This is a genomic window from Ensifer sp. PDNC004 (assembly GCF_016919405.1).
GTDB lineage: Bacteria > Pseudomonadota > Alphaproteobacteria > Rhizobiales > Rhizobiaceae > Ensifer.
In genome coordinates this window covers 2,153,632-2,176,444 of record NZ_CP070353.1, presented here as the reverse complement: position 1 = coordinate 2,176,444, position 22,813 = coordinate 2,153,632, and the positions used below count along the sequence as shown (strand labels likewise).

The window sequence follows — 22,813 nt, the reverse complement described above, 5'->3', positions numbered from 1 at the left end:
GATCTCAAGCGCGGCGCAATAAAATGCCGCCGCAAGCCTTCTTCAGAACCTGTCGCGTAATGCGTACCAGCTAAGCGCGAAGAAGAGAAGGGCGGAGCGGAACCGGGTTCCGCCCGGAAAAGCAGGGATTTTCAGCGCCTTCAAGAGGTCGAGCTCGGTGTCCTTGCCGAGCACGAGATCCGCATAGAGCTTGCCGCAATAGTTGGAGAGCATCACACCGTGGCCGGAATAGCCGCCGATCGAGGTGACGCCGGGCATGACCTCGCGACAGAAGGGCGTGCGTGGCATGGTGATGCCGACGGAGCCGCCCCAGGCATGGGTGATCTCGACATTGGCGAGCTGCGGATAGATCTCGCTGATCTGCCGGCGGATATGGGTGGAGATGTCGCGCGGATTGTCGGCGGTATAGGCTTCGCGGCCGCCGAACAGCAGCCGTCCATCCCGCGACTTGCGGAAGTAGCGCACGACGAAGCGCGAATCGTCGACCGACTCTCCACCGGGAATGACGTCAGGGTGGTCCGAAAGCACTGTCGTTGCGCCGATGAAGGAACGGATCGGCATGACATGGCTGGCGCTCACCGGCTCCAGGTTGCCGATATAGGCATTGCAGGCGACGAGCACACGGTCGGCGGTGATCGTGCCGCGGTCGGTGGTGATGACGATCGCGCCGCCCTGGCGATCGATCTTCAGGGCCTTGGTCTGCTCGAAGAGGTTGGCACCGGCAAGCGCTGCCTGTTTCGCAAGGCCGACCAGCAGCTTCATCGGGTGGATGTGGCCGGTGCCGGCATCGCGAATGCCGAAGTGGTAGTGGTCGGATCCGAGCCGGCTTGCGGTTTCCTCGCGCTCCATGAAGGTCAGGTGCGGATAGCCGAAGCGTGTCGCCATCGCCTCGGCATGGTCGCGATAGTCTTTTTGGAGGCTTTGCTTGTGCCCGACCGAGAGTTGGCCGGGAACGAATTCGATGTCGATCTCGTGCGCGTTCGCAAAGTCGAGCACATATCGCTTGGCGTTCTCGGCCATGTCGAACAGCGCCTGCGCCCGTTCGTGGCCGAGGCTCTCTTCCGTCTCGTCCGCCCAGGCGCGCTGACCTGTGCCGAACTGGCCGCCATTGCGGCCAGAGGCACCGTCGCCGAAGCGGCAGGCGTCGATCAGGGTGACGTCGACGCCTTGCCTGGCAAGGTTGTAAGCCGCCTGAAGTCCCGTATAGCCGCCGCCAACGATCGCGACATTGGCTTTCCGCGATCCCGGCATGGGCGGATAGTCCGGTCGGTCCGGAACAGTCGCCTCATACCAGGAGTAACCGGGCGAGATCGGGCTTTGCCAGGACATGGAGAACCTCTGAGGTCAGACGTTGAGAAGCAGGAATTCGCGCTCCCAGGGACTGATGACCTGCATGAAGGTCTCGAACTCGCCACGCTTGACGCCGGCATAGATGGCGATGAACTCGGGGCTGAGCACATCTGCAAGCGAGGGTGCCGATTCCAGCAGCGCAACGGCTTCGAGCAGGCCGCGGGGCAGGTCGATCTCGCCCTCGTTCGCCGTGTCCTCGGTCGGCGCCGTCGGATCGCGCTGTTCTATGATGCCGAGATAGCCGCAGGCGAGCGAGGCCGCGAGCGCCAGATAGGGATTGGCATCCGAACTCGGCAGCCGGTTCTCGATACGCCGGGCGACCGGCTCCGACACCGGGATGCGGAAGGCGGTGGTGCGGTTGTCGTAGCCCCAGGCGGTGTTGACCGGCGCGGACATGTCGGGCGTCAGTCGGCGGAAGGAGTTCACATAGGGCGCCATCATCACCAGCGTGCGCGGCACATAGTGCTGCATGCCGCCGATGAAGTGGAAGAATTCCTTCGATGCGGAACCGTCCGGGTTGGAGAACAGGTTGCGGCCGGTGTTGGTCTCGACCACCGACTGGTGAATGTGCATCGCCGAGCCCGGCTGGCCCTGCATCGGCTTGGCCATGAAGGTGGCGTAGATGCCGTGTTTCAGCGCCGCCTCGCGGATCGTCCGCTTGAACAGGAAGACCTGGTCGGCCAGCTCGATCGGATCGCCATGGCGCAGGTTGATTTCGAGCTGCGCCGGTCCTTCTTCGTGGATCAGCGTATCGATCTCGAGACCCTGTTTCTCGGAGAAGTGATAGATGTCGTCGATCAGTTCGTCGAATTCGTTGATGCCGGCGATCGAATAGCCCTGGCCGCCGAGGATCGAGCGACCGGAGCGGCCTTTCGGCGGATGCAGGGGATAGTCGGGATCGTCATTGGTGGCGACGAGGTAGAATTCGATCTCGGGTGCGACGACCGGCTTCCAGCCCTTCTGCTTGTAGAGATCGACCACGCGCTTCAGGACGTTGCGCGGCGTGTAGCTGATCTGCTCGCCCTGCGAGCCGACGATGTCGCAGATCACCTGCGCCGTCGGGTCGGTCTCCCAGGGAACGACCGAAAGGGTCGAAAGATCGGGCACGAGCTTGATGTCGCTGTCGCGGGAATCGTAGCGGAACTGGCCGGTTTCGTCCGGATATTCGCCCGAGATCGTGTGGCGGTAGACCGCCGAGGGCAGCGCCAGCGAGGTGTTGGAGGTAAACTTCGAGGTCGGCATCATCTTGCCGCGCGGAACGCCGGCGAGGTCGGGCGTGATGCATTCGACGTCTTCGATGCCGCGGATCTTGAGCCAGTCCGTGGCTTCCTTCCAGGTCTTCACACCGCGGAGGGAGTGGAGGGCGGGGGGTATTTTCGAAGTCTTGCTGATTTTCGTTGTTTGTTGGGCAGCACTTCTCTTGGAGGGCATAAATCACCGGTTTTGGCTTCGGATAGCGCATCATAACCACAGATTGGCAATTGGCTAGATGGGCTTGATCATTGACTTTCTGCTTTGCCCCCGGAATGGAAGGACAAACGAGCGGAGTGTTTCGTGGCTGAAAAGACAGATGTGGTGATCATTGGCGCCGGTGCCGCCGGCATGATGTGCGCCATCGAGGCGGGCAAGCGCGGCCGCCGCGTGGCCGTGCTCGACCATGCCAAGGCGCCGGGTGAAAAGATCCGCATCTCCGGCGGTGGCCGCTGCAACTTCACCAATATCCAAGCGGGGCCGAAGAACTTTCTGTCCGCCAATCCGCATTTCGCAAAGTCGGCGCTGGCACGCTACACGCCGCGCGATTTCCTCGCTTTTGTCGAAAAGCATGGCATCGCCTGGCACGAAAAGACTCTCGGCCAACTCTTCTGCGACCATTCGGCGAAAGACATCATCAAGATGCTGCTGTCCGAAATGCGCGACGTGCATGCCGATCTTCGCCTCGAAACGACGATCGAGAGCGTTGAGCGCCACGGCGCCGGATTTCGCGTGATGACGGGCGAGGGACCGATCGATGCACAGTCACTGGTTGTTGCCAGCGGCGGCAAGTCGATCCCGAAGATGGGGGCCACCGGGCTTGCCTACCGGATCGCCGAGCAGTTCGGCCTCCGGCTCATCGAAACGCGTCCCGGTCTCGTGCCGCTGACGCTCGATCCGGCGCAGCTCGAAGCGATCGGGGACCTGGCCGGCGTCGCCGCCGATGCGGAAGCGCGGTCCGGCAAGACGGCGTTTCGCGAGGCGGTGCTGATCACCCATCGCGGCCTGAGCGGTCCGGCCATCCTGCAGATTTCCTCCTATTGGCGCGAGGGGCAGGAGATCGTACTCAGGTTGATGCCCGACATCGACATCGCCGCGATCCTGAAAGAAATCCGCCGCACCCACGGTAAGCAGGCGGTGCAGACGGCACTCGGCGATATCCTGCCGCGGCGGCTGGCACAGTTTTTCGCCGACGGCGCAAAGCTGACCGGGCGCCAGCTTGCCGACCTCTCGGACAAGACCATCAATCAGCTTGCCACCTCGATCCAGGCCTGGACCATCAAGCCAGCCGGTTCGGAAGGCTACCGCACTGCAGAAGTCACGCTTGGCGGCGTCGATACCAACGGGCTCGACTCCAAGACGATGCAGGCAAAGGCGGTGCCGGGACTCTATTTTATTGGCGAGTGCGTCGACGTGACCGGCTGGCTCGGCGGCTACAATTTCCAATGGGCCTGGGCGTCGGGCTTTGCGGCTGGCCAGGACGCCTGATTTCCCCGGTTTTGGCGGGTAGAGCTTCAGTGATTGTTAATATATCTCGCCGAACCTTTATCCTTGTCGGCACAGCCGGCAGTTGGTGGGATCGGATTGTCGCGTAAACGGAAATAACACTGTTTCTGATTTTTTGACTTTCTTCCGCCACGGCATGGCTGCAATATAACTGTGACGGGCAATACGGGTCATGCGGACCCAGCGTTGCCGGTCAATGTGACAAGGACAGGATGCCATGAACCAAATCCGCCGCCGTCCCCGCGCCATCGCGATCGCCCGCACCGATGAAAGCCGTCAGCAGAAGGCCGCACTCACGCGCCTCGCCTTGATTGCATTCTTTGCCGTTGCCGCCCTCGCAGCCCTTCCGGCTCTCTGGTTCTGAGTTCAGGGGATCGGCCTTAAGCGGCCGCCTCTCGGGCGCAATTGACGCGTCCGCGCATGCCTACGGATTTTCTGCCGCGGGTTGAATGCGCTTATACAAATTTTAATCGTTCAAAACAGATAGTGCGACGATGTGAGTTTCGTCAGGTTCACGTTGCCGAGGAGTGGCGCCGTGGATCCGCAATGATTGCCGACGGACTGGCGGTGTGCGCCGCATGATTTTTCGAAAAACATCAGCCTGTTTGCGCATCGGGTGGCTCTCGATCGTTCGCACATTCACGCCCTGTCGTTGAGTGCGGAGACCTAGCGAGCCGTCGGGGGAGGCGAATGCGAGCTGCGAGCCAAGGTGTTTTCCATGTTCATCGATAGAATTCTTGCCCGTTTCAAGATCCAGACGAAGGTGCTGTTTTTCATCCTGCCCTTCGTCGTCAGCATCTGTGCCGTCGGTATCACCGGCCTCTATGCGTCCGGCCTGCTTCAGGGACGCATGGAGATTTCCAACAGCGTGTTGCAGACCTTGAGTGGCTTCAAGGATGTCTATGCGGGCATGAACGCCTTCCTGCATTCGACTACCGAAGAAACCCGTGATGCCGTGCAGTCGACGATTTCGGCGCAGAAGGACGTGCTCGCCGATACCGCTGCACAGGTCGCCGGCCAGAACGGCCAGGACGAACTGAAGGCGGCGATCGCGGCGACGAGCGACATCGAGGCCCGCATCGGCGGCCTTTGGACGCTGCACGTTGGCGAGCAGGACCTGCGCACGGCAATGAACTCGAACCTCGACGCCCTGCTGATCGAGCGTGCCAAGATCAACGAAGAATCGAACCGCCTGCAATACGCCGTTCGCAAGAGCGAGAACGCCGCCAAGACCATGCTGCGCGAAGCCGAAAAGCTGATGCGCGCAAGCCGCTTCTTCAACGAGTTCGGCACCGAAGTGAGCAAGGCGATCACCGTCGACGACAAGCTGAAGGCGGTCAAGGAACGCTTCCCGATGATCGGCCGCACCGAGCGTGATATTTTCCGCCTGCTGCCGAAGGACGAAAAGTCGCTCACCGAGACCATCACCTCGGCTTCGAGCGAGATCGGCGCCATCCTGAAGGCGCCGGCCGGACCGGAAACGCTTGCCGGGATCTCCAAATATGTCGACCGCTTCCGCACGGCGAGCTTCCGCCTGGAAGCGGCGTCCGTCGGCAAGATGCGCGACGCGACGCGGATTTTCGCCGAACTCGACGAGCAGATCGTCACGACGGAATCGGTTCTGACCGCCACCCGCAGGCTTTCGTCGTCGATCACCGATATCCAGATTTCCGCAGCCACCTTCATGGGCCTGACGAACGAGAGCAATCGCCAGAAGCTGCTCGACAAGTCGCTCGCCGTTCAGCAGAACATGGCGACGCTTCGCGGTGTCGCGAGCGACGGCGCCTCCTTCGACAAGATCGCCGACACGCTGATGCCGATCCTGACGGCGATGAAGAAGGATGCCGCGGCGCTCGTCGAGATCACCGTCAAGCGCACCGCAGACTTCGACGCCGCCGGACAATCGATCAACCAGATCTGGACCGACCTCACCGAATTTGCCGAACAGCAGAAGGTTGCCGCCGGAACCGAGCGTAACGAGGCGAACCAGATCTCGGTCGCCGCGACCGTTGCCGGTGTCGTCATCGCGCTTTTGGCCGGCATCGCCCTGACGCTGACGCTGAAGAAGCCGATCGGCCAGATCACCGCGGCAATGCGTCGTCTCGCCGATGGCCGCCTCGACACGACGATCGACGGCGACGGCCGCCGCGACGAAATCGGCGACATGGCGCGTGCCCTTGGCGTGTTCAAGGAGAACGCGCTCTCCAAGGTCCGCATCGAGGCCGAAAGCGAAGAGCAGCGGACGCGCGCCGATATGGAGCGCAGCCGCAACGACCAGGAAAAGCGCGAGCTCGATCGCCAGATTGATCTCGCCGTCAGCGAGCTTGCCGCTGGCCTTGGCCGCCTGGCCCAGGGTGACCTGTCGCGCCAGATCGACGTGCCGTTCCATGGTCGCCTCGAGCAGCTGCGCCAGGACTTCAACGGTTCGCTGATCCGCCTGCAGGACACGCTCGCCCAGATCCGCGCCAATGCGCAGGCGATCCAGGAGAGCGGCTCCAGCATGCATCATGCGGCAGATTCGTTGTCGAAGCGCACGGAGGCCCAGGCCGCCTCGCTTGAAGAAACCGCGGCCGCCGTCGATCAGATCACCGTCACCGTCCGTTCCTCGGCCGAGCGTGCCGGCGAGGCCAACCATGCGGTGATCCAGACGAAGCGCAGCGCCGACAGTTCGGCGACCGTCGTCACTAACGCGATCGCCGCCATGGGACGCATCGAGGAGGCTTCGCGCCAGATCGAGCAGATCATCGAGGTGATCGACGACATCGCCTTCCAGACTAACCTTCTGGCGCTCAACGCCGGTATCGAGGCGGCGCGTGCTGGAGAGGCCGGCAAGGGGTTTGCCGTCGTCGCCCAGGAGGTGCGCGAACTGGCGCAGCGCTCGGCGGAGGCCGCGCGTGAGATCAAGGGGCTCATCAACAAGTCGACCAACGAGGTCAATGCCGGTTCGCACCTGGTCAAGGAAACCGGCGAAGTGCTGGCCTCGATCAGCGCCCAGATCGTCACCGTCAGCCAGCATGTCGAGATGATTGCGACCGCAAGCCGGGATCAGGCCGTAGCGCTCAACGAGGTCAATGGATCGGTCAACCAGATGGACCAGATGACGCAGCAGAACGCCTCGATGGTGGAAGAGGCGACGGCGACGAGCCGCGCACTCGCCAACCAGGCCGACACGCTGATGATGCTGGTCGAGCAGTTCCGGCTGGAGCCGGAGGCGGAAGACTACGACACCTACCGGGCAGCCTGAGGCGTCCGGCAAAGGGTTTCGCTGGCGGCAGGCAACGTCGCCAGCCGAAAGCACGGCACCCGATACCGTGCGACATAACAAGGGCAGGGGCTAACATTGCACCGCGTGGCCGCAGGGCTTCGCGGTGCTTTTTTTATCGGCGTGGAGGCTGCTCTTGCGTCGCTTGGTGACTGCGGCCGCGAGTGTTGTGAACGCCCGACGTAGAAGGCCAGGCGGTTTCGGATCGAAATCCTCGTCCCAGCGGCGCGTTTTCAGGGCCATGTCGGCGATGTAGACCATTGCCATCATTTCCATCGTGATGCTCCTCAGTTGATGGGCATCACTTCTTTTATGCAGCAAAACCAGTTTTACATACATCGGATATCGCTCTATGTTTTTCAGAAATGAAAGACATGGATTGGGATATCTATCGCTGTTTCATGAGCGTGGCGCGCGCCGGCGGGCTCACTGGAGCAGCGCAGGCGCTCGGGTCGAGCCCGGCGACCGTCGGCCGGCGGATGCTGGAGCTCGAGGAGCGCACCGGCCGCACGCTGTTTCTGCGCAGCCAGACCGGCTACCAGCTCACCGGCGATGGCGAACTTCTGTTCGAGCAGCTTCAGGAAATGGAATCGGCGGCGCGCCGGGTCGAGAGCTGGCGCCAGGAAGGCGAGGGCGCGACAGTCCGCATCACCGTCGGCACCTGGATCGCCTGGCTGCTGGCGGAAAACTTTCCGGCGCTCTGCACCGAAAGGGACGGCTTCAGCCTGGCGATAACCGTCGGCGAGACACGCGCCAGCCTCGCTTATCGCGAGACCGACATCGGCATCCGCGCCTTCGAGCCGGAAGAGGCCTATCTGGCGGCAAGTCCGGTCGGCGACGTCGCCTATGCCGCCTATCGTCAGAAGAACGCGCCGCCGGGCGCGAGCGCGCGATGGGTGGCCGTCGGCGAGGAGGAGGCGATCTCCGCCTATCTGCGCTGGCCGCACGAGCAGGTGAAGGGGGGCTGGGAGGGACGGATCGTCGCCACGGTCACGCGGCCGCGCTCGCTGCTTGATCTCGCACGCGCCGGCGCCGGCTGTGCGGTGCTTCCCTGCTTTGTCGGCGATCTCGATCCGATGCTGGAGCGCGCCGGCGAGGAGATCCCGGCGCTCCGGCACCGGCAATGGATCGTCATGAACAACGAGGACAGGCACCGCAAGGAGATACGAACAGTGGTCGATCGCATGACGAAGCTCTTGCGCAGTCACGTAGATATCTTTGCCGGAAAGCGACCACGCCGCAGCTGAGACGGGCAAGCCACTGTTGGCTCCGGTTGCAGGGAACGCCGCTGCCAGGTGCTTCGTGGGTACGGATCAGCGCATCAGCAGCTTGACGAGTGCGGCCTGCGAATTGACCCGGGTCTTGGCATAGATGCTTTTGAGCTGTGTCCGGGTCGTCTCGTAACTGACTCCGTGGGCCTGCGACATTTCCTTCAGCGTCAGGCCGGCGGCGATGCCGCAGGCAATGCGGATCTCAGCCGGGGTCAGACCGTAATGGTCCTTCAGATGGTCGTGCCTGAGATCGCCGATGAGCGACGTCGCAGGCTCGATCAGAACCGCAACCGTCGGCCCGTCGAGAAGCTCGGTAAAGATGCTGGCGCTTCGCCGGACCAGGGTGACGCGGAAGGCGCCGTGTTCGGCGGTCCTGACGACGCGCAACTGCGGCTGCGCCGGGGCGCCGACCGGCGAGGCCAGAAGCTCGAGTGCCGCATTGGTTTCCGGTTCGTCCATGAACAGGCGGCCGTTGACCGCGATCCGGAACGGCGAGCCGTTCGCCGCCATTCGTTCGGCGTTGTGGTTCATCGAGCGGATGCGCAGATTGTCGCCCACATAGATCACGCCGACGCCGATCGTATCGAGCAGGGTCCGGCCTTCGTGCTGCTCGGCCATCATCAGGTCGCGCCGCCGCAGAAAGTCGAAGGCGCGCTTCAGGTGGGGTGCAAGGAGCGTGTACTGGTCGGCCGCCTGCTGGTTGAGGTCCTCGTCCGTCGAAGAGGTGCAGGTCGACAGGAGCAAGGTCCGCGTCGGGCTGCGCACGATGGTCACGCCGACGGTGGTCTCGCTGCCGGTCTGGCGCTTCAGCCAGTCATTGTAGAATTCCGATTTCATCAGCTCCGCGCGCGAGACGATATGCTCGCCCGAGAGGCCGCGCCCCACCGGCACGAGAACCGATTTCGGTATCCAGGGGTTGATGGCCGCAAAGTGATCGTTGAACTGGTCGATGGCATCGGGGGTAAAGCCCGAGACATAGGGCACGCAGGCCGATGGCGACGCGAGGTCATGGTAATGGAGCGCTGAACGCCCGTTGGGCATGGTCGTCGTCAGCCGGTCGAGAAAATCCTGCCAGCCGCAATCGCCAAAGGCGGCGCCGTAAATCAGCTCCGTCAGTTCGGCGGTATCTGCAGGTTTCGTCGAACGATACATGCGTGCCTTTGCCTAAGACAGGTATGTCTAATATAGCCAGGCATCGCAGATTCGATCAACCTGAAATAGCGGAGACAAGCATTCCTTGCGTGCGATACCATCCTGACAACGCAGAATAGCCGGCAAAGCGCCGGCCATTCCAATTTCTCCCACTTTCAATCGTCTTCGAAAAAATCAACCCTTGGTTGCTTTTGTCGCTGCGGCGACAGCTTTGTGGCGGAGCGGTAGCGGCGACAGTAGAATCGCCCCAAACACCGTTGTGGCGAGCATCATGGCCGGCCCTGGGTGACGATAACCGGGATCAGCAAGTCGCCCCAGTTGCCTTCGCCGCCGTGGTGGCGAGCCGAGCGCACGAGTTCGACCGAAACGCCGGCATCGACGGCCTTCATCACGGACTGGTTGAGGCGATGCAGGTCGTTGGCGACCATGCGGATTGCCGCCTGCTGGTCCGGGGTCATCGCCGAAGACTGTTCCTCGGCCCGTTCCTTGACGCGTGTCTGGACTGTCATTGGACTTCTCCTTGAGGTTCGAGGCTGGAGCGTGCTTGCGGATTTCCGCCCGCATCCATTTCACTTACGAGGGGTCGGCAGGAGCGCAGCGGGCAGGGATTGCCACGCTCCCGCCGGGCTTTCACTCTGCGGCCGGGCGGAACTGATCGTGCTCGGTCGATTCCTTCATGGCTGTTGTCGAGGACTGGCCACCGGTGATCGCCATCGAGACGGCGTCGAAATAGCCGGTGCCGACTTCGCGCTGGTGCTTGGTGGCGGTGTAGCCGTTGACCTCGGCGGCGAATTCCGCCTCCTGCAGCTCCGAATAGGCGGCCATCTGCCGTGCCTTGTAGCCGCGCGCCAGTTCGAACATGCCGAAGTTCAGCTGGTGGAAGCCGGCCAGCGTGATGAACTGGAACTTGTAGCCCATCGCGCCGAGCTCTCGCTGGAACTTGGCGATCGTCGCGTCGTCGAGGTTCTTTTTCCAGTTGAACGACGGCGAGCAATTGTAGGCAAGCAGCTTGCCCGGATGCACCTTGTGCACGCCCTCGGCGAACTTGCGGGCCTGCTCGAGGTCTGGCTTCGAGGTTTCGCACCAGATGAGATCGCAATGCGGCGCATAGGCGACCGCGCGGGCGATGCAGGGCTCAAGCCCGTTCTTCACCTGGTAGAAGCCTTCGACCGTACGGCCGGCATCGTAATCGACGAAGGGGCGGTCACGCTCGTCGATATCGGAGGTCAAGAGCTTGGCGGCCTCCGCATCGGTGCGGGCGATGACCAGCGTCGGCGTTCCCATGACGTCGGCGGCAAGCCGGGCCGCGTTCAGGTTGCGGATATGGGCCGCCGTCGGGATCAGCACCTTGCCGCCGAGATGGCCGCACTTCTTTTCAGATGCAAGCTGGTCCTCGTAGTGGACGCCGGCAGCCCCTGCCTCGATGAAGGCCTTCATGATCTCGAAGGCGTTGAGAGGGCCGCCGAAGCCGGCTTCGGCGTCGGCGACGATCGGTGCGAACCAGGTGTCGACCGAAAGGCCCTTGCCCTCGGAGGTCTCGATCTGGTCGGCACGCTGCAGCGTGCGATTGATGCGCTTGGCAAGCTCAGGCGCGGCATTGGCCGGATAGAGCGACTGGTCGGGATACATGGCCGAAGCGGTGTTGGCGTCGGCCGCGACCTGCCAGCCGGAGAGATAGATCGCCTTAAGGCCGGCGCGGACCATCTGCATGGCCTGGTTGCCCGAAAGTGCGCCCAGTGCGTTGACGAAGTCGTCCTCGTGAATGAGTTTCCACAAGCGGTTCGCGCCCATTTCGGCCAGCGAATGGCGGATCTCGACCGACCCGCGCAGCCGCTTCACGGTCTCTGCGGTATAGGGTCGATCGACGCCATCGAAGCGGCCTTGCGGTGCGCTGGGAACGAGCTTGTAAAAATCAGTCATTACTTCCTCCTGTCAAAATCAAACACCCATTCGACTTTTGTCGTACGGCGCTTTGTGTTTCGAGTTCATGTGACAGTTTTTACATTGCGCTGCAGTATTCGGCTATTGGAAACAATGAACTGGCGATATCAAAAGGGTTATCTTGTCTTGCCTTTGACAGGGTGGCGAAGTAAATTTGTAAAAAATGTAAAGCGCCCTGGGTCACACGGATTGTAAAGGTAGTTACAAATGGCTGAGAACAAGATCTTTGCCGGTCCGCGGGTCAGGCGCATTCGCAATGGCCTGTCGCTGACCCAGACGGCCATGGCCGAGGCGCTCGGCATCTCGCCGTCCTACCTCAATCTGATCGAGCGAAACCAGCGACCGCTGACGGTGCAACTGCTTTTGAAGCTTGCCTCGGTCTACAAGGTCGATCTCGACGAATTGCAGGGCGAAACCGGCGGCAGCCTCACGCAATTGCGCGAGGTTTTCGCCGATCCGCTGCTGTCGGCGGAGTTGCCGGGGGAGCAGGAGCTGATCGAGGTGGCGGAAGCTGCCCCCAATGCCGCCGGCGGCGTCGTCAAGCTCTATCGCGCCTATCGCGAACAGGCCTCACGCCTCAAGGATCTGGCGGACCTTCTGGCGGGGCAGGGGCACATGGAGGCGCTTTCGGGCACGCGGCTGCCGATGGACGAGGTGCGCGAGACCTTCGAGGGGCGGCCGAATTATTTCGCCGGCATCGAGGCGGCGGCGGAAACCTTCCACGAGGCGCTGTCGCCGGGTGACGATCTGATCGGCGCGCTCAAGACCTGGCTGAAGAAGGAGCACGGCCTCGTCGTGCGCAGCCTGCCGGTGCACGCCATGCCGAACCTGCGCCGTCGCTTCGACAGGCACTCCATGCGCCTCTTCGTCTCCGAGCGGCTGTCGCCCTACGACCAGTTGCGCGAGATCGCCATGGAGGCCGTGTCGATTGCCTGTCATGAGGCGATAACGGCGGAGCTTGGGATGTTAAGGCTTTCGACTGCGGAAGCGCGCCGCATCGCTCGCTTCGAGCTGGCGCGCTACGGCGCGCACGCCCTGATGATGCCCTATGCCGCTTTCCTTGCCGCCGCACAGCGGGCGAAGTACGACATCGATGTCCTGCGTGCCCGCTTCCAGGTCTCGTTCGAGCAGGCCGCCAACCGGCTGACCATGCTGCAGCGCCCCGGTGCCCAAGGGCTGCCGTTCTTCCTCATGGAGATCGACAGTGCTGGCCACCGGTTGCGGCGGGCCGGCGCATCGGGCTTTCCGCAGGCGAAATTCGGTGGTGGCTGTCCGAAGCTCAATATCCACGCCGCCTTCTCGGTGCCGGGGCAGGTCCTGGTCGATTGTGTCGAAATGCCCGACAGTGCCGAGTTCCTAACGGTGGCGCGCACGCTGGAAGGGCCGCAGGCGGCGTTCCATGAGCGTGTCCGGCGTACGGCGCTTCTTCTTGGCTGCGAGGCGTCGGTTGCCGACGAGACCGTCTATGGATCCGCGTTGCCGCCGGCAGTCGCGATCGGTGCCGCCTGTCGGCTCTGCGAGCGCCAAGGCTGTCTCGCGCGCGCCGAGCCGCCGGTCACCCGCCCGCTCGGGCTCGACGAGATGGCGACGGGACTCAGCGTTTTCGATTTTCAGTAGCTGACGGGGTGCTGGTTCGGCAGAAGCGGCGCATTCGCCGCGAAGCATTCTGCCGGCAGTCCCGTTGTGTAGCCGCGGGTGATGTGCGCCTTGTCGGCATAGGCCTTGTTGCGCATCAAAATCGCGTGCAGTTCCGGCAAATTGTAGAACGGCACGCCCGGATAGAGATGGTGCTCCAGGTGGTAGTTGATGTTGTGGGGTGCGAAGAACAGCTTCTCCCAGGCATGCGGATAGACCGTGCGTGAACTCGTCAGTTCATCGCTATAATCAATGCTGCCGAAATGCTCGGCGACGCTGCGTATATAAAGGAACAGACAGAAGAAGGTGAGGAACGGCACCACCCAGTAGAGCGCCACTTCCCGCCAGATGCCGAAGAACGTGAAGATCGCGGCGGCGGCGACGTAGAAGCCGATTCGCAGCAGCTTGTACTGAAGCGTCGAGCGATCGTTCTTCCCCATGCGCTTGGCCATGTGCAGCATGTCGCGCAGCGAATTGACCGCGACGAGATAGCCGAGCAGTTGCGTGATGCCGCGCGCGACCTTTTGCGGAAAGGTGAATTGCGGCATGCCGAGCTTCGCCGTCCAGTCCGGATCCTCATCGGTATTGGCATGCTGATGGTGGGCGAGGTGGTTCTGGCGATAGCCGTCGACGGTGGCCAGCACTGGCCAGGCGAGCAGCAGGTCGCTCATCCAGTCGCTGATTTTCCGGTTGCGGATGATGCGGTAGTGCGCCGCCTCGTGGATCATGCAGCCGAGCGCATGCATGCGTCCGGCGATCAACACCACGGCAACGAGGTAGACGAAGAGGTTGCCGAAATACTCGCTGACGGCGATGGCTGATGCAATCAACGCCCAGTCGAATGCGATTGCCGCAAGGGCCTTTCGCGGCTCGAGCGCCGACAGGCGCTTCAACTGCTTCGGATCGATCCTGCGGCTTTTCCCGCCGACGACCTGCTCATCCATGACGACACCTGAGATCCTTCACCGCTACTGTCGGGAAAATCGCATGGCGATCATGGTTAATCAATCGTAAATGGCGGTCCGTACAGAGGCGGCAAAGCTATGGTTAACGGTGCCGCCGCGGCCGGGTCGAGGACGGCAGGCTGGAAGCCAGCCGCCATAAGTGCCCGTTTTTCTTCGACTTGTGAAATTGACGGGGCCACAGGGCGGCGCTTCTTATCGGCACGAAAGCGCTTGAGGTTATCGAGAAAGATGCCTAACCTCCGGCCTGAACGAAGCGGATTGGACGGTGTCCCGGTGTGCCGGGCCCGATACGAAAAAACCAAGAGGGGAGTTGTATGTCCAAGCTCATCGTCACAACCCTGGCGGCAGCCGTTCTGGCCGGCTCGACCATGCTGGCCTCCGCGCAGGAGCGCGTGGTCAACGTCTACAACTGGTCGGACTATATCGACAGCAGCATTCTGGAAGATTTCACCAAGGAGACCGGCATCAAGGTCGTCTACGACGTCTTCGACAGCAACGAGATCCTGGAGACGAAGCTGCTTGCCGGGGGCTCCGGCTACGACGTGGTGGTGCCGACGGCAACCTTCCTGCAGCGGCAGATCGCCGCGGGCGTGTTCCAGAAGCTCGACAAGTCGAAGCTGCCGAACCTTTCCAACATGTGGGACGTGATCATGGAGCGTACGGCAAAGTACGATCCGGGCAACGACTATGCCATCGACTACATGTGGGGCACGACCGGCATCGGCTACAACGTCGACAAGATGAAGGCGATCCTCGGTACCGACGAGAAGCCCAACTGGGACGTCATCTTCAAGCCGGAACTGGCGGCGAAGTTCAAGGATTGCGGCATCCACATCCTCGATTCCCCGACCGACGTGATGCCTTCGGCGCTCGCCTATCTCGGCCTCAATCCGGATAGCCACGAGGCTGCCGATCTGGAAAAGGCGGCTGAGCTGCTGGCGAGTATCCGTCCCAATGTGCGCAAGTTCCATTCGTCGGAATACATCAATGCGCTTGCCAACGGCGACATCTGCCTTGCAATCGGCTTTTCCGGCGACGTCTTCCAGGCCCGCGACCGTGCTGCCGAAGCCAAGGCCGGTGTGACCGTCGACTACGCGATCCCGTCCCAGGGCGCGCAGATGTGGTTCGACATGCTTGCGATCCCGGCTGATGCACCGCACGTGGAGGAGGCGCACGCCTTCCTCAACTACATGATGAAGCCCGAAGTCGTGGCCAAGGCATCGAACTACGTCTTCTACGCCAACGGCAACAAGGCCTCGCAGCAGTTTCTTGACAAGGCTGTTTTGGAAGACAGCGCCATCTATCCGTCGGACGAGGTGATGCAGAAACTGTTCACGGTGACGCCCTTCGAGGCGAAAGAACAGAGGGTGTTGACCCGACTCTGGACAAAGGTCGTAACCGGCCAGTAAGAGCGGAAAACGAATTGCCCGGACCTCAAAATCCGGGCAATTTTCTTAAGGGGGCACCGGGGAAAACGAGAGTGCCCATCGGCTGTATCATTCGGGGATAGATGATGAAGTCTCTCGGCAGTATCCGGCGGTCCTTTGCCCCTTGGGCGGATCCCGCTTCCAAGCCATTCATTTCCTTCAAGAACGTGACCAAGCGGTTCGGCGATTTCACCGCCGTCGACGACCTTTCGCTGGATATCTACACGCGCGAGTTCTTTGCGCTTCTGGGTGCGTCCGGCTGCGGAAAGTCGACGCTTCTGCGCATGCTCGCCGGCTTCGAACAGCCGACGTCGGGCGAGATCATCCTCGACGGGCAGAGCCTGGCCGGCATTCCGCCCTACAGGCGTCCGGTCAACATGATGTTCCAGTCCTACGCGCTCTTCCCGCATATGAACGTGGAGAAGAACATCGCCTTCGGCCTGAAGCAGGATGGCATGCCGAAGGCGGATATTGCCGAGCGCGTCGCCCAGATGCTGAAGCTGGTAAAGCTCGAAAAGTTCTCCCAGCGCAAGCCGCACCAGTTGTCGGGCGGTCAGCGCCAGCGTGTCGCCCTTGCCCGCTCGCTCGCCAAGCGGCCGAAGGTGCTGCTCCTCGACGAACCGCTCGGCGCGCTCGACAAGAAGCTGCGCGAGGAAACCCAGTTCGAACTGATGGATCTGCAGCAGGAACTCGGCCTAACCTTCGTCGTCGTCACCCACGACCAGGAAGAGGCGATGACCATGGCCGACCGCATCGCGGTGATGAGCCACGGCAAGGTCATCCAGGTGGCGACCCCTGCCGAAATCTACGAGGCGCCGAACTCGCGTTTCGTCGCGGACTTCATCGGCGACGTCAACATTTTCGAAGGAGCGGTCTCCGGGGCCGAGGGCGGTTATGTGCGCCTTGAAGGCACCAACGGTTTCCCCATCCGCATGGCATCGCCCGAGACGCCGGCTGCCGGCGGCAAGTCGGCCGTCGCCGTCCGCCCGGAAAAGATCCGCGTCAGCCGTCAGGCGCCGGCCCACGCGCCCGTCAACGCCGTTCAGGGCGAGATCTGGGATATCGGCTATCTCGGCGACATGACCGTCTTCCACGTGCGCCTGAAGGATGGACGCGTGATCAAGGCGTCGTCGCTGAATGCGGTGCGCGCGGTCGAGGATCCGCTCGGCTACGACCAGGAGGTCTGGGTTTCCTTCGGCGAAGACGCCGGCGTCGTTCTGAAGGATTGAGGCCATGACCCGTGTCGCATCCGCCCTCTTCAGCCGCCTCGTCATCATCATCCCCTATGCCTGGCTGCTGTTTTTCTTCCTGATCCCGTTCTTCATCGTCTTCCGTATCTCGCTGTCGCAGACGGCGGTGGCGATGCCGCCCTATACGCCGGTCTTCGATCTCTTCGGTGGCTTGTCCGGCATCCTTGAAAAGGCGAAAGAGTTCTCGTTCGACAACTACGTCTGGCTGACGGAGGATGTCCTCTACTTCAACGCCTATGTGTCGAGCGTCATCATCGCGGCGGTTTCGACCGTGCTGACGCTGCTGATCGCCTATCCGGTCGCCTACGGCATGGCGAAGGCGCCGAAGACCATTCGCCCGACGCTGCTGATGCTCGTGATCCTGCCGTTCTGGACGAGCTTCCTGATCCGCGTCTACGCCTGGATCGCGATCCTGAAGCCCGAAGGGTTGCTCAACCAGTTCCTGCTGAGCATCAACGTCATCGACCAGCCGCTGATCATCCTCAACACCAATTGGGCGATCTACATCGGCATCGTCTATTCCTATCTGCCGTTCATGGTGCTGCCGATCTATTCGTCGCTCGAGAAGATGGATCACACCTTGACGGAGGCGGCACTCGACCTCGGCTGCACGCCGTTTACCGCCTTCTGGCGCGTGACATTCCCGATGTCGCTGGCGGGCGTCGTCGCCGGCTGCCTGCTGGTCTTCATCCCCGCCGTCGGCGAATTCGTTATCCCCGACCTGCTCGGCGGTTCGGAGACGTTGATGATCGGCAAGACGCTCTGGAACGAATTCAACGCCAACCGCGACTGGCCGGTTTCCTCGGCCGTGGCGACGATCCTGCTTCTGATCCTGGTGTTACCGATCGTCTACTTCCAGAACGCCCAGGCCAAAGCCGACAGCGAGGGGAGGTAGGACATGGGCAACTGGTCACGCTTCAACATCGCCTCGATCGTGCTCGGCTTCGGCTTCCTCTACCTGCCGATCGTGCTTCTGGTGGTCTTCTCCTTCAATGAATCGAAGCTTGTCACCGTTTGGGCCGGCTTTTCGACCAAGTGGTACGCGCAGCTCTGGCATAACCAGGCGCTGCTCGATGCCGCCTGGGTGACGATCCGCGTCGCGCTGATCTCGGCGACCTTCGCCACCGTGCTCGGTACGCTCGCGGCTTTGGCGCTCGTCCGCTACACCCGCTTCCGTGGCCGCATGCTGTTTTCCGGCATGGTCTATGCGCCGCTCGTCATGCCCGAGGTGATCACCGGCCTGTCGTTGCTGTTGCTGTTCGTTGCCATCGGTCTCGACCGCGGCTTCTGGACGATCACGCTGGCGCACATCACCTTCACCATGTGCTTCGTTGCCGTGGTGGTGCAGTCGCGCTTGCTCAGCTTCGACCGGTCGATCGAAGAGGCGGCTCTGGATCTCGGCGCCACGCCGGTGACGACATTCTTCTCTATCACCCTTCCGGTCATCGCGCCCGCGGTGTTTTCCGGCTGGGTTCTCGCCTTCACGCTGTCGCTGGACGATCTGGTGATCTCGAGCTTCACCACGGGACCGGGCGCCACGACGCTGCCGATGAAGATCTACAGCCAGGTGCGGCTGGGCGTGACGCCGGAAATCAACGCGATCTGCACCATCCTCATTGGCGTGGTCGCGATCGGCGTGGTGGTTGCCTCGATTGTTACCAAGCAGCGCGAGGCGCAACGCGAGCGGGACGAGCGGGCCGCCTTCGCCCAGTCCTGATCCGCTGAGCCTTCGCCAAGGCCGGTTTATGAAACCAGCGGTCGGCGTCCCTGACACCGGCCGTTTTCAGTTGGGTTCGCCGAGAACCGACAGGGGCGAGATCACCGCATTCGGCCAGGAACCGCCGACGAAGAAACGCAGCCTTTGCCCGGCGTTCAGCGTGTCGATGTAGGTGCCGGCAAGCGCCAGGCTGCCGCTGCGATAGGGAATGACGCCGTTGACCGAGAGATTGCCGGTCTGGCCGGCAAAGAGCGCCCGGTTCAGCCGCGCCGATCCTTCCTCGAAGTTGGCTTCGATGTCCGCCGTCTGGAAGGCGAAGTTGCCGTCGCTCGCCTGCGACAGCGAAAAGAATTCGCCGGCCCGCACAAGGTTCGCAAAGGCATTTGCGTCGAAGCCTGTGAGATTGCCATTGGCAAGCGAAAGCCTGATGCGGCCGGAAGCCTCGGCCACCTGCGTGCGCCAGAACGGGTGTTGCGTCGTAAGATCCAGATTGACATTGCCCCGGCCGGTTGGGATCGGGCCGGTGAAGCCGAAGTCTGCAAGGGCTGCAGCAAGGTCGGCATTTTTCAGCACCAGTTCCAGCCTGCCGCCGCCGGCCAGACCCTCTTCCGAAGCGGCGAGCCGCCCGCTGAGCCGGCCATTGGCATAGGTGCTGTCGGCGACGTTCACGGAGGCGCGCCCGTGATCGAAGATGACCCCGGCGGCGAGATCTTCGAGCCGCAGCGGGCCGACCAGCGCCTCCTGCGCCGACAGCCGCACATCGGCACGCCAGCTGCGCATGAACGCATCGCCGAGTTGTTGCCTGAGTTCGTCCGGCTCCAGCGGGTCGATGAACGGCTGAAGTCCGTTGAGATCGATGCGGTCGAAGGCGAGCGTGCCTTCGACGCGGTGGGTATTGTCGATCGGCGTGGAGATGTCGAGGATGCCGGTCGCATTGGCGCCGCCGAGCGTCAGGTGAAGTTCGTCGAGCTTCAGCGAGGCCTTGCCGCTGGTGACGTTGGCACTCAAGCTGAAGCCGCTGTCCGGCAACGTGCCTGCCGCCTTGCCCCTGTACCAGGCGGCAAGGGCCTGCAACGAGGCCGTCGAAACCTGCAATCGTCCCGCCGCGGCCGGCGTCTGGGAGAGATTGCCGTTACCTTCGAACGAGAGATTGAGCGCCGCCGAGGATAGCGACGTCTTCAGCGCCGCGTTGCGGCCGGTCAGCAGCATCAGCGGTTCGTTGCATTCGAGCGTCCAGGCCACCACCTGTCCGGCAAGGGTACCGGAGAGCCGGGCGCTGAGCTGCTTGGTGAACGACGGCCAGGAGACTGTTCCGGATATGCCGGAAAATTCCCGCGTCTGGTTGGTGACGAGGTCGATGATCTGCAGGCGGCCGTTTTCGACCGTGATGTCGCCGAACGGCGTATCCTTGTCGGCGGCCTGCACGTCCGGTGTATTCAGCCAGTGCGGCCGCTGCCAGTTGAGTGTGCCGTCCGTGCGCCGCTCGAGCGTCACGACCGGCTCGACCAGCCGGACATCGTGCAGCGCCGGTGTGCCGTCGATCGCCGAGAATAGGCTGAACGTCGCGGTTATGCTGCCGATATGCGCGAGCTTGCGGGACGATCCGTCCGTCGTTTCGATCGTCGCCGAGCGGAGCGTCAGCGTCGGTTCCGGCCAGAAGCTGATCTCGGGATTGCCGGCGATCCGGCTTTTGCCCCCGGACCAGGCATCCAGCATGTGCTCTACGGTCGGACGCACGTTCGTGGTCGAAATCAGCAGAGGCAGGACGGCGTTGTAGCCGGCTGCAAGCCCGACGCCGATTGCGGCCGGCCACAGGAAATGGCGGCGCCGCAGCCGCGACAACAGGCGTACGTCGCGCATCATATGCAGAAATTTACGTCTCATGTCCGCCTGGTCGCCGTCGCTTGGGTCACGTCAGCTTGGATAGGCCTTCGGTCTTCAGAAATCAAATGCGACGGACAGGCAACAGACAGGTAAATGTCGTCCACGCGATGACGAGGCGCTTGCCGGTGCTGTTTATTTTGCGATGCAGCATGGTATAGAGGGCATGGAGCAGGAGTGGAGGAAAGCATGCACGCAGAGCAGCCGTTGTGGGTTCCGGGTCCGGAAATCCTTGCGCATAGCCCCATGGCCGAATTCATCGCCTGGAGCAGCAAACGCTTCGGCAGAACCTTTGCGGATTATGATGCTTTCCACGCCTGGTCGGTGGCCGAGCGCGGCGACTTTTGGACCGCGGTCTGGGAGCACTGCGGCGTCATCGGCGAACGCGGCGCAACAGCCCTCGTCAACGGCGACCGCATGCTCGATGCCCGCTTCTTCCCGGAGGCGAAGTTGAACTTTGCCGAGAACCTTCTTCGCGAGACCGGCGACGGCGACGCGCTCGTCTTCCGCGGTGAAGACAAGATCGACTATCGCCTCTCGTGGGACGAACTTCGCGCCCTCGTATCGCGCCTGCAGCAGGCGCTGAAGGCTGAAGGTATCGGCCCCGGCGACCGCGTTGCAGCGATGATGCCGAACATGCCCGAGACCATCGCCTTGATGTTGGCGACCGCCTCGATCGGCGCGATCTGGTCGTCCTGTTCTCCCGATTTCGGCGAGCAGGGCGTTCTCGATCGTTTCGGCCAGATCACGCCGAAGCTGTTCATCACCTGCGACGGCTATTGGTACAATGGCAAGCGCCAGGACGTCGACGCCAAGGTTCGCGCGGTCTCCAAGGCCCTTGGCGTGCCGGCGCTGATCGTTCCCTATGCCGGCGACAGCGCGGCACTCGCGGCCTCGATCGAGGGGGGCGCGACGCTCGACGATTTCATCGCACCGTTTGCGGCAGCAACCCTGACCTTCGAACGCGTGCCTTTCGGCCATCCGCTCTATGTGCTGTTTTCCTCAGGCACGACGGGCGTTCCCAAATGCATCGTGCATTCGGCAGGCGGCACGCTTCTGCAGCACCTTAAGGAGCATCGTTTCCACTGCGGCCTTCGTCGCGGCGAAAAGCTCTTCTATTTCACCACCTGCGGCTGGATGATGTGGAACTGGCTGGTGTCGGGCCTGGCCGTCGGCGCCACCCTCTGCCTGTTCGACGGCTCGCCCTTCTATCCCGACGGCAACGTGCTCTTCGACTATGCCGCGGCCGAGAAGTTCGCGGTGTTCGGCACCTCGGCGAAATACATCGACGCCGTGCGCAAGGGCGGCTTCGTCCCGGCCAACACGCATAATCTCTCCACCCTTCGGCTATTGACCTCGACCGGTTCGCCGCTGTCGCCGGAAGGCTTCTCCTTCGTCTACGAGGGCATCAAGTCGGACGTTCAGCTTGCCTCGATCTCGGGCGGTACCGACATCGTTTCCTGCTTCGTCCTCGGCAACCCGCTGAAGCCGGTCTGGCGCGGCGAAATCCAGGGGCCGGGTCTTGGTCTCGCGATCGACGTCTGGAACGACGCAGGGCAATCGGTGCGCGGTGAGAAGGGGGAACTCGTCTGCACCAAGGCCTTCCCGTCGATGCCGGTGATGTTCTGGAACGACCCTGAAGGTGCCAAGTATCGCGCCGCCTATTTCGAGCGTTTCGACAATGTCTGGTGCCATGGCGACTTCGCCGAATGGACAGAGCATGGCGGCATCATCATCCACGGGCGCTCGGACGCAACCTTGAACCCCGGCGGGGTGCGCATCGGCACGGCGGAGATCTACAATCAGGTCGAGCAGATGGAAGAGGTCGCAGAGGCGCTCTGCATCGGGCAGGACTGGGAAGACGACGTGCGCGTCGTTCTCTTCGTTCGTCTCGCCGCCGGCGTTGCCCTGACCGACGACCTGACCAAGGCGATCAAGAACCGCATCCGCGTCGGCGCCTCGCCGCGCCATGTGCCGGCAAAGGTGATCGCGGTCGCCGATATCCCGCGCACGAAGTCCGGCAAGATCGTCGAGCTTGCCGTCCGCGATGTCGTGCATGGCCGTCCGGTGAAGAACAAGGAGGCGCTCGCCAACCCGGAAGCGCTCGATCTTTATGCAGGACTGGATGCCCTTAAAAATTGAGGGCACGTTAACGGATTCGCGTCTTTGGAATTAACCAAGGCTTCAGACTTGCTGAAAAATCCC

18 protein-coding genes are annotated in these 22,813 nt (G+C 62.4%); 10 read left to right on the top strand and 8 right to left on the bottom strand.

Annotation, left to right across the window (positions count from 1 at the left end; all coding sequences use genetic code 11):
* Positions 1 to 42: 42 nt before the first annotated feature.
* Together JVX98_RS18810 and JVX98_RS18805 are read right to left on the bottom strand one after the other, a co-directional pair.
* On the bottom strand, positions 43 to 1,329 hold the full coding sequence (locus tag JVX98_RS18810; protein ID WP_205237075.1) for an FAD-binding oxidoreductase: 1,287 nt from the start codon (positions 1,327 to 1,329) through the stop codon (positions 43 to 45).
* A 15-nt stretch (positions 1,330 to 1,344) separates the two neighbouring features.
* A complete protein-coding gene (locus JVX98_RS18805; RefSeq protein ID WP_192447802.1) occupies positions 1,345 to 2,781 on the bottom strand; it encodes a glutamine synthetase family protein in 1,437 nt (478 codons plus the stop codon).
* Between the two features lie 123 nt (positions 2,782 to 2,904).
* Here JVX98_RS18805 and JVX98_RS18800 point away from each other — a divergent pair, with 123 nt between their 5' ends.
* The 3 genes from JVX98_RS18800 to JVX98_RS18790 all read left to right on the top strand — a co-directional run bounded on the left by JVX98_RS18800 (position 2,905) and on the right by JVX98_RS18790 (position 7,351).
* Complete coding sequence (locus JVX98_RS18800; protein ID WP_192447800.1) at positions 2,905 to 4,089, top strand: NAD(P)/FAD-dependent oxidoreductase; 1,185 nt, start codon at positions 2,905 to 2,907, stop codon at positions 4,087 to 4,089.
* A gap of 235 nt (positions 4,090 to 4,324) precedes the next feature.
* Entirely contained in the window at positions 4,325 to 4,471 is a 147-nt protein-coding gene (locus JVX98_RS18795; protein WP_192447798.1) for a hypothetical protein, read from the top strand.
* A gap of 354 nt (positions 4,472 to 4,825) precedes the next feature.
* A complete protein-coding gene (locus JVX98_RS18790; RefSeq protein WP_205237074.1) occupies positions 4,826 to 7,351 on the top strand; it encodes a methyl-accepting chemotaxis protein in 2,526 nt (841 codons plus the stop codon).
* 90 nt (positions 7,352 to 7,441) lie between these two features.
* Here the strand turns inward: JVX98_RS18790 and JVX98_RS18785 are convergent, their stop codons facing one another.
* On the bottom strand, positions 7,442 to 7,645 hold the full coding sequence (locus JVX98_RS18785; RefSeq protein WP_205237073.1) for a hypothetical protein: 204 nt from the start codon (positions 7,643 to 7,645) through the stop codon (positions 7,442 to 7,444).
* 89 nt (positions 7,646 to 7,734) lie between these two features.
* On the opposite strand from JVX98_RS18785, the gene JVX98_RS18780 reads away from it, so the two are divergent.
* Positions 7,735 to 8,616, top strand: coding sequence for a LysR family transcriptional regulator (locus JVX98_RS18780; protein WP_192447794.1), 882 nt, complete (start codon positions 7,735 to 7,737; stop codon positions 8,614 to 8,616).
* Between the two features lie 66 nt (positions 8,617 to 8,682).
* On the opposite strand, the gene JVX98_RS18775 is transcribed toward JVX98_RS18780, so the two are convergent.
* The 3 genes from JVX98_RS18775 to aceA all read right to left on the bottom strand — a co-directional run bounded on the left by JVX98_RS18775 (position 8,683) and on the right by aceA (position 11,712).
* Positions 8,683 to 9,792, bottom strand: coding sequence for a helix-turn-helix transcriptional regulator (locus JVX98_RS18775; protein ID WP_205237072.1), 1,110 nt, complete (start codon positions 9,790 to 9,792; stop codon positions 8,683 to 8,685).
* 269 nt (positions 9,793 to 10,061) lie between these two features.
* Positions 10,062 to 10,301: a hypothetical protein gene (locus JVX98_RS18770; RefSeq protein ID WP_034800815.1), complete on the bottom strand. Its 240-nt coding sequence runs from the start codon at positions 10,299 to 10,301 to the stop codon at positions 10,062 to 10,064.
* Positions 10,302 to 10,422: 121 nt separating this feature from the next.
* Positions 10,423 to 11,712, bottom strand: coding sequence for an isocitrate lyase (gene aceA / locus JVX98_RS18765; RefSeq protein ID WP_192447791.1), 1,290 nt, complete (start codon positions 11,710 to 11,712; stop codon positions 10,423 to 10,425).
* A 228-nt stretch (positions 11,713 to 11,940) separates the two neighbouring features.
* Here aceA and JVX98_RS18760 point away from each other — a divergent pair, with 228 nt between their 5' ends.
* Positions 11,941 to 13,350 carry a short-chain fatty acyl-CoA regulator family protein gene (locus tag JVX98_RS18760; RefSeq protein WP_205237071.1) on the top strand — a complete coding sequence of 470 codons (1,410 nt, stop codon included), beginning with the start codon at positions 11,941 to 11,943 and terminating at the stop codon, positions 13,348 to 13,350.
* On the opposite strand, the gene JVX98_RS18755 is transcribed toward JVX98_RS18760, so the two are convergent.
* Positions 13,344 to 14,312, bottom strand: a complete 969-nt coding sequence (locus JVX98_RS18755; RefSeq protein ID WP_205237070.1) for a fatty acid desaturase family protein — start codon at positions 14,310 to 14,312, stop codon at positions 13,344 to 13,346. The two genes, JVX98_RS18760 and JVX98_RS18755, sit on opposite strands and share 7 nt — an antisense overlap.
* Before the next feature lie 335 nt (positions 14,313 to 14,647).
* Here JVX98_RS18755 and JVX98_RS18750 point away from each other — a divergent pair, with 335 nt between their 5' ends.
* The 4 genes from JVX98_RS18750 (at position 14,648) to JVX98_RS18735 (ending at position 18,727) form a co-directional block, all read left to right on the top strand.
* A complete protein-coding gene (locus JVX98_RS18750) occupies positions 14,648 to 15,742 on the top strand; it encodes a polyamine ABC transporter substrate-binding protein (protein WP_043618210.1) in 1,095 nt (364 codons plus the stop codon).
* Positions 15,743 to 15,846: 104 nt separating this feature from the next.
* Complete coding sequence (locus tag JVX98_RS18745) at positions 15,847 to 16,989, top strand: ABC transporter ATP-binding protein (RefSeq protein WP_205237069.1); 1,143 nt, start codon at positions 15,847 to 15,849, stop codon at positions 16,987 to 16,989.
* 4 nt (positions 16,990 to 16,993) lie between these two features.
* On the top strand, positions 16,994 to 17,905 hold the full coding sequence (locus JVX98_RS18740) for an ABC transporter permease subunit (protein WP_043618213.1): 912 nt from the start codon (positions 16,994 to 16,996) through the stop codon (positions 17,903 to 17,905).
* A gap of 3 nt (positions 17,906 to 17,908) precedes the next feature.
* Positions 17,909 to 18,727, top strand: coding sequence for an ABC transporter permease subunit (locus tag JVX98_RS18735; protein WP_205237068.1), 819 nt, complete (start codon positions 17,909 to 17,911; stop codon positions 18,725 to 18,727).
* 66 nt (positions 18,728 to 18,793) lie between these two features.
* On the opposite strand, the gene JVX98_RS18730 is transcribed toward JVX98_RS18735, so the two are convergent.
* Positions 18,794 to 20,611, bottom strand: coding sequence for an AsmA family protein (locus JVX98_RS18730; protein ID WP_205237067.1), 1,818 nt, complete (start codon positions 20,609 to 20,611; stop codon positions 18,794 to 18,796).
* 186 nt (positions 20,612 to 20,797) lie between these two features.
* Here JVX98_RS18730 and JVX98_RS18725 point away from each other — a divergent pair, with 186 nt between their 5' ends.
* Positions 20,798 to 22,750 carry an acetoacetate--CoA ligase gene (locus JVX98_RS18725; RefSeq protein WP_205237066.1) on the top strand — a complete coding sequence of 651 codons (1,953 nt, stop codon included), beginning with the start codon at positions 20,798 to 20,800 and terminating at the stop codon, positions 22,748 to 22,750.
* Positions 22,751 to 22,813: the final 63 nt, after the last annotated feature.

Bases quoted from the DNA above. Each gene is read 5' to 3' on its own strand.
- JVX98_RS18810 (WP_205237075.1), bottom strand. From the start codon at position 1,329: ATGTCCTGGCAAAGCCCGATCTCGCCCGGTTACTCCTGGTATGAGGCG.
- JVX98_RS18805 (WP_192447802.1), bottom strand. From the start codon at position 2,781: ATGCCCTCCAAGAGAAGTGCTGCCCAACAAACAACGAAAATCAGCAAG.
- JVX98_RS18795 (WP_192447798.1), top strand. From the start codon at position 4,325: ATGAACCAAATCCGCCGCCGTCCCCGCGCCATCGCGATCGCCCGCACC.
- JVX98_RS18790 (WP_205237074.1), top strand. From the start codon at position 4,826: ATGTTCATCGATAGAATTCTTGCCCGTTTCAAGATCCAGACGAAGGTG.
- JVX98_RS18785 (WP_205237073.1), bottom strand. From the start codon at position 7,645: ATGGAAATGATGGCAATGGTCTACATCGCCGACATGGCCCTGAAAACG.
- JVX98_RS18780 (WP_192447794.1), top strand. From the start codon at position 7,735: ATGAAAGACATGGATTGGGATATCTATCGCTGTTTCATGAGCGTGGCG.
- JVX98_RS18775 (WP_205237072.1), bottom strand. From the start codon at position 9,792: ATGTATCGTTCGACGAAACCTGCAGATACCGCCGAACTGACGGAGCTG.
- JVX98_RS18770 (WP_034800815.1), bottom strand. From the start codon at position 10,301: ATGACAGTCCAGACACGCGTCAAGGAACGGGCCGAGGAACAGTCTTCG.
- aceA (WP_192447791.1), bottom strand. From the start codon at position 11,712: ATGACTGATTTTTACAAGCTCGTTCCCAGCGCACCGCAAGGCCGCTTC.
- JVX98_RS18760 (WP_205237071.1), top strand. From the start codon at position 11,941: ATGGCTGAGAACAAGATCTTTGCCGGTCCGCGGGTCAGGCGCATTCGC.
- JVX98_RS18755 (WP_205237070.1), bottom strand. From the start codon at position 14,312: ATGGATGAGCAGGTCGTCGGCGGGAAAAGCCGCAGGATCGATCCGAAG.
- JVX98_RS18750 (WP_043618210.1), top strand. From the start codon at position 14,648: ATGTCCAAGCTCATCGTCACAACCCTGGCGGCAGCCGTTCTGGCCGGC.
- JVX98_RS18745 (WP_205237069.1), top strand. From the start codon at position 15,847: ATGAAGTCTCTCGGCAGTATCCGGCGGTCCTTTGCCCCTTGGGCGGAT.
- JVX98_RS18740 (WP_043618213.1), top strand. From the start codon at position 16,994: ATGACCCGTGTCGCATCCGCCCTCTTCAGCCGCCTCGTCATCATCATC.
- JVX98_RS18735 (WP_205237068.1), top strand. From the start codon at position 17,909: ATGGGCAACTGGTCACGCTTCAACATCGCCTCGATCGTGCTCGGCTTC.
- JVX98_RS18730 (WP_205237067.1), bottom strand. From the start codon at position 20,611: ATGAGACGTAAATTTCTGCATATGATGCGCGACGTACGCCTGTTGTCG.
- JVX98_RS18725 (WP_205237066.1), top strand. From the start codon at position 20,798: ATGCACGCAGAGCAGCCGTTGTGGGTTCCGGGTCCGGAAATCCTTGCG.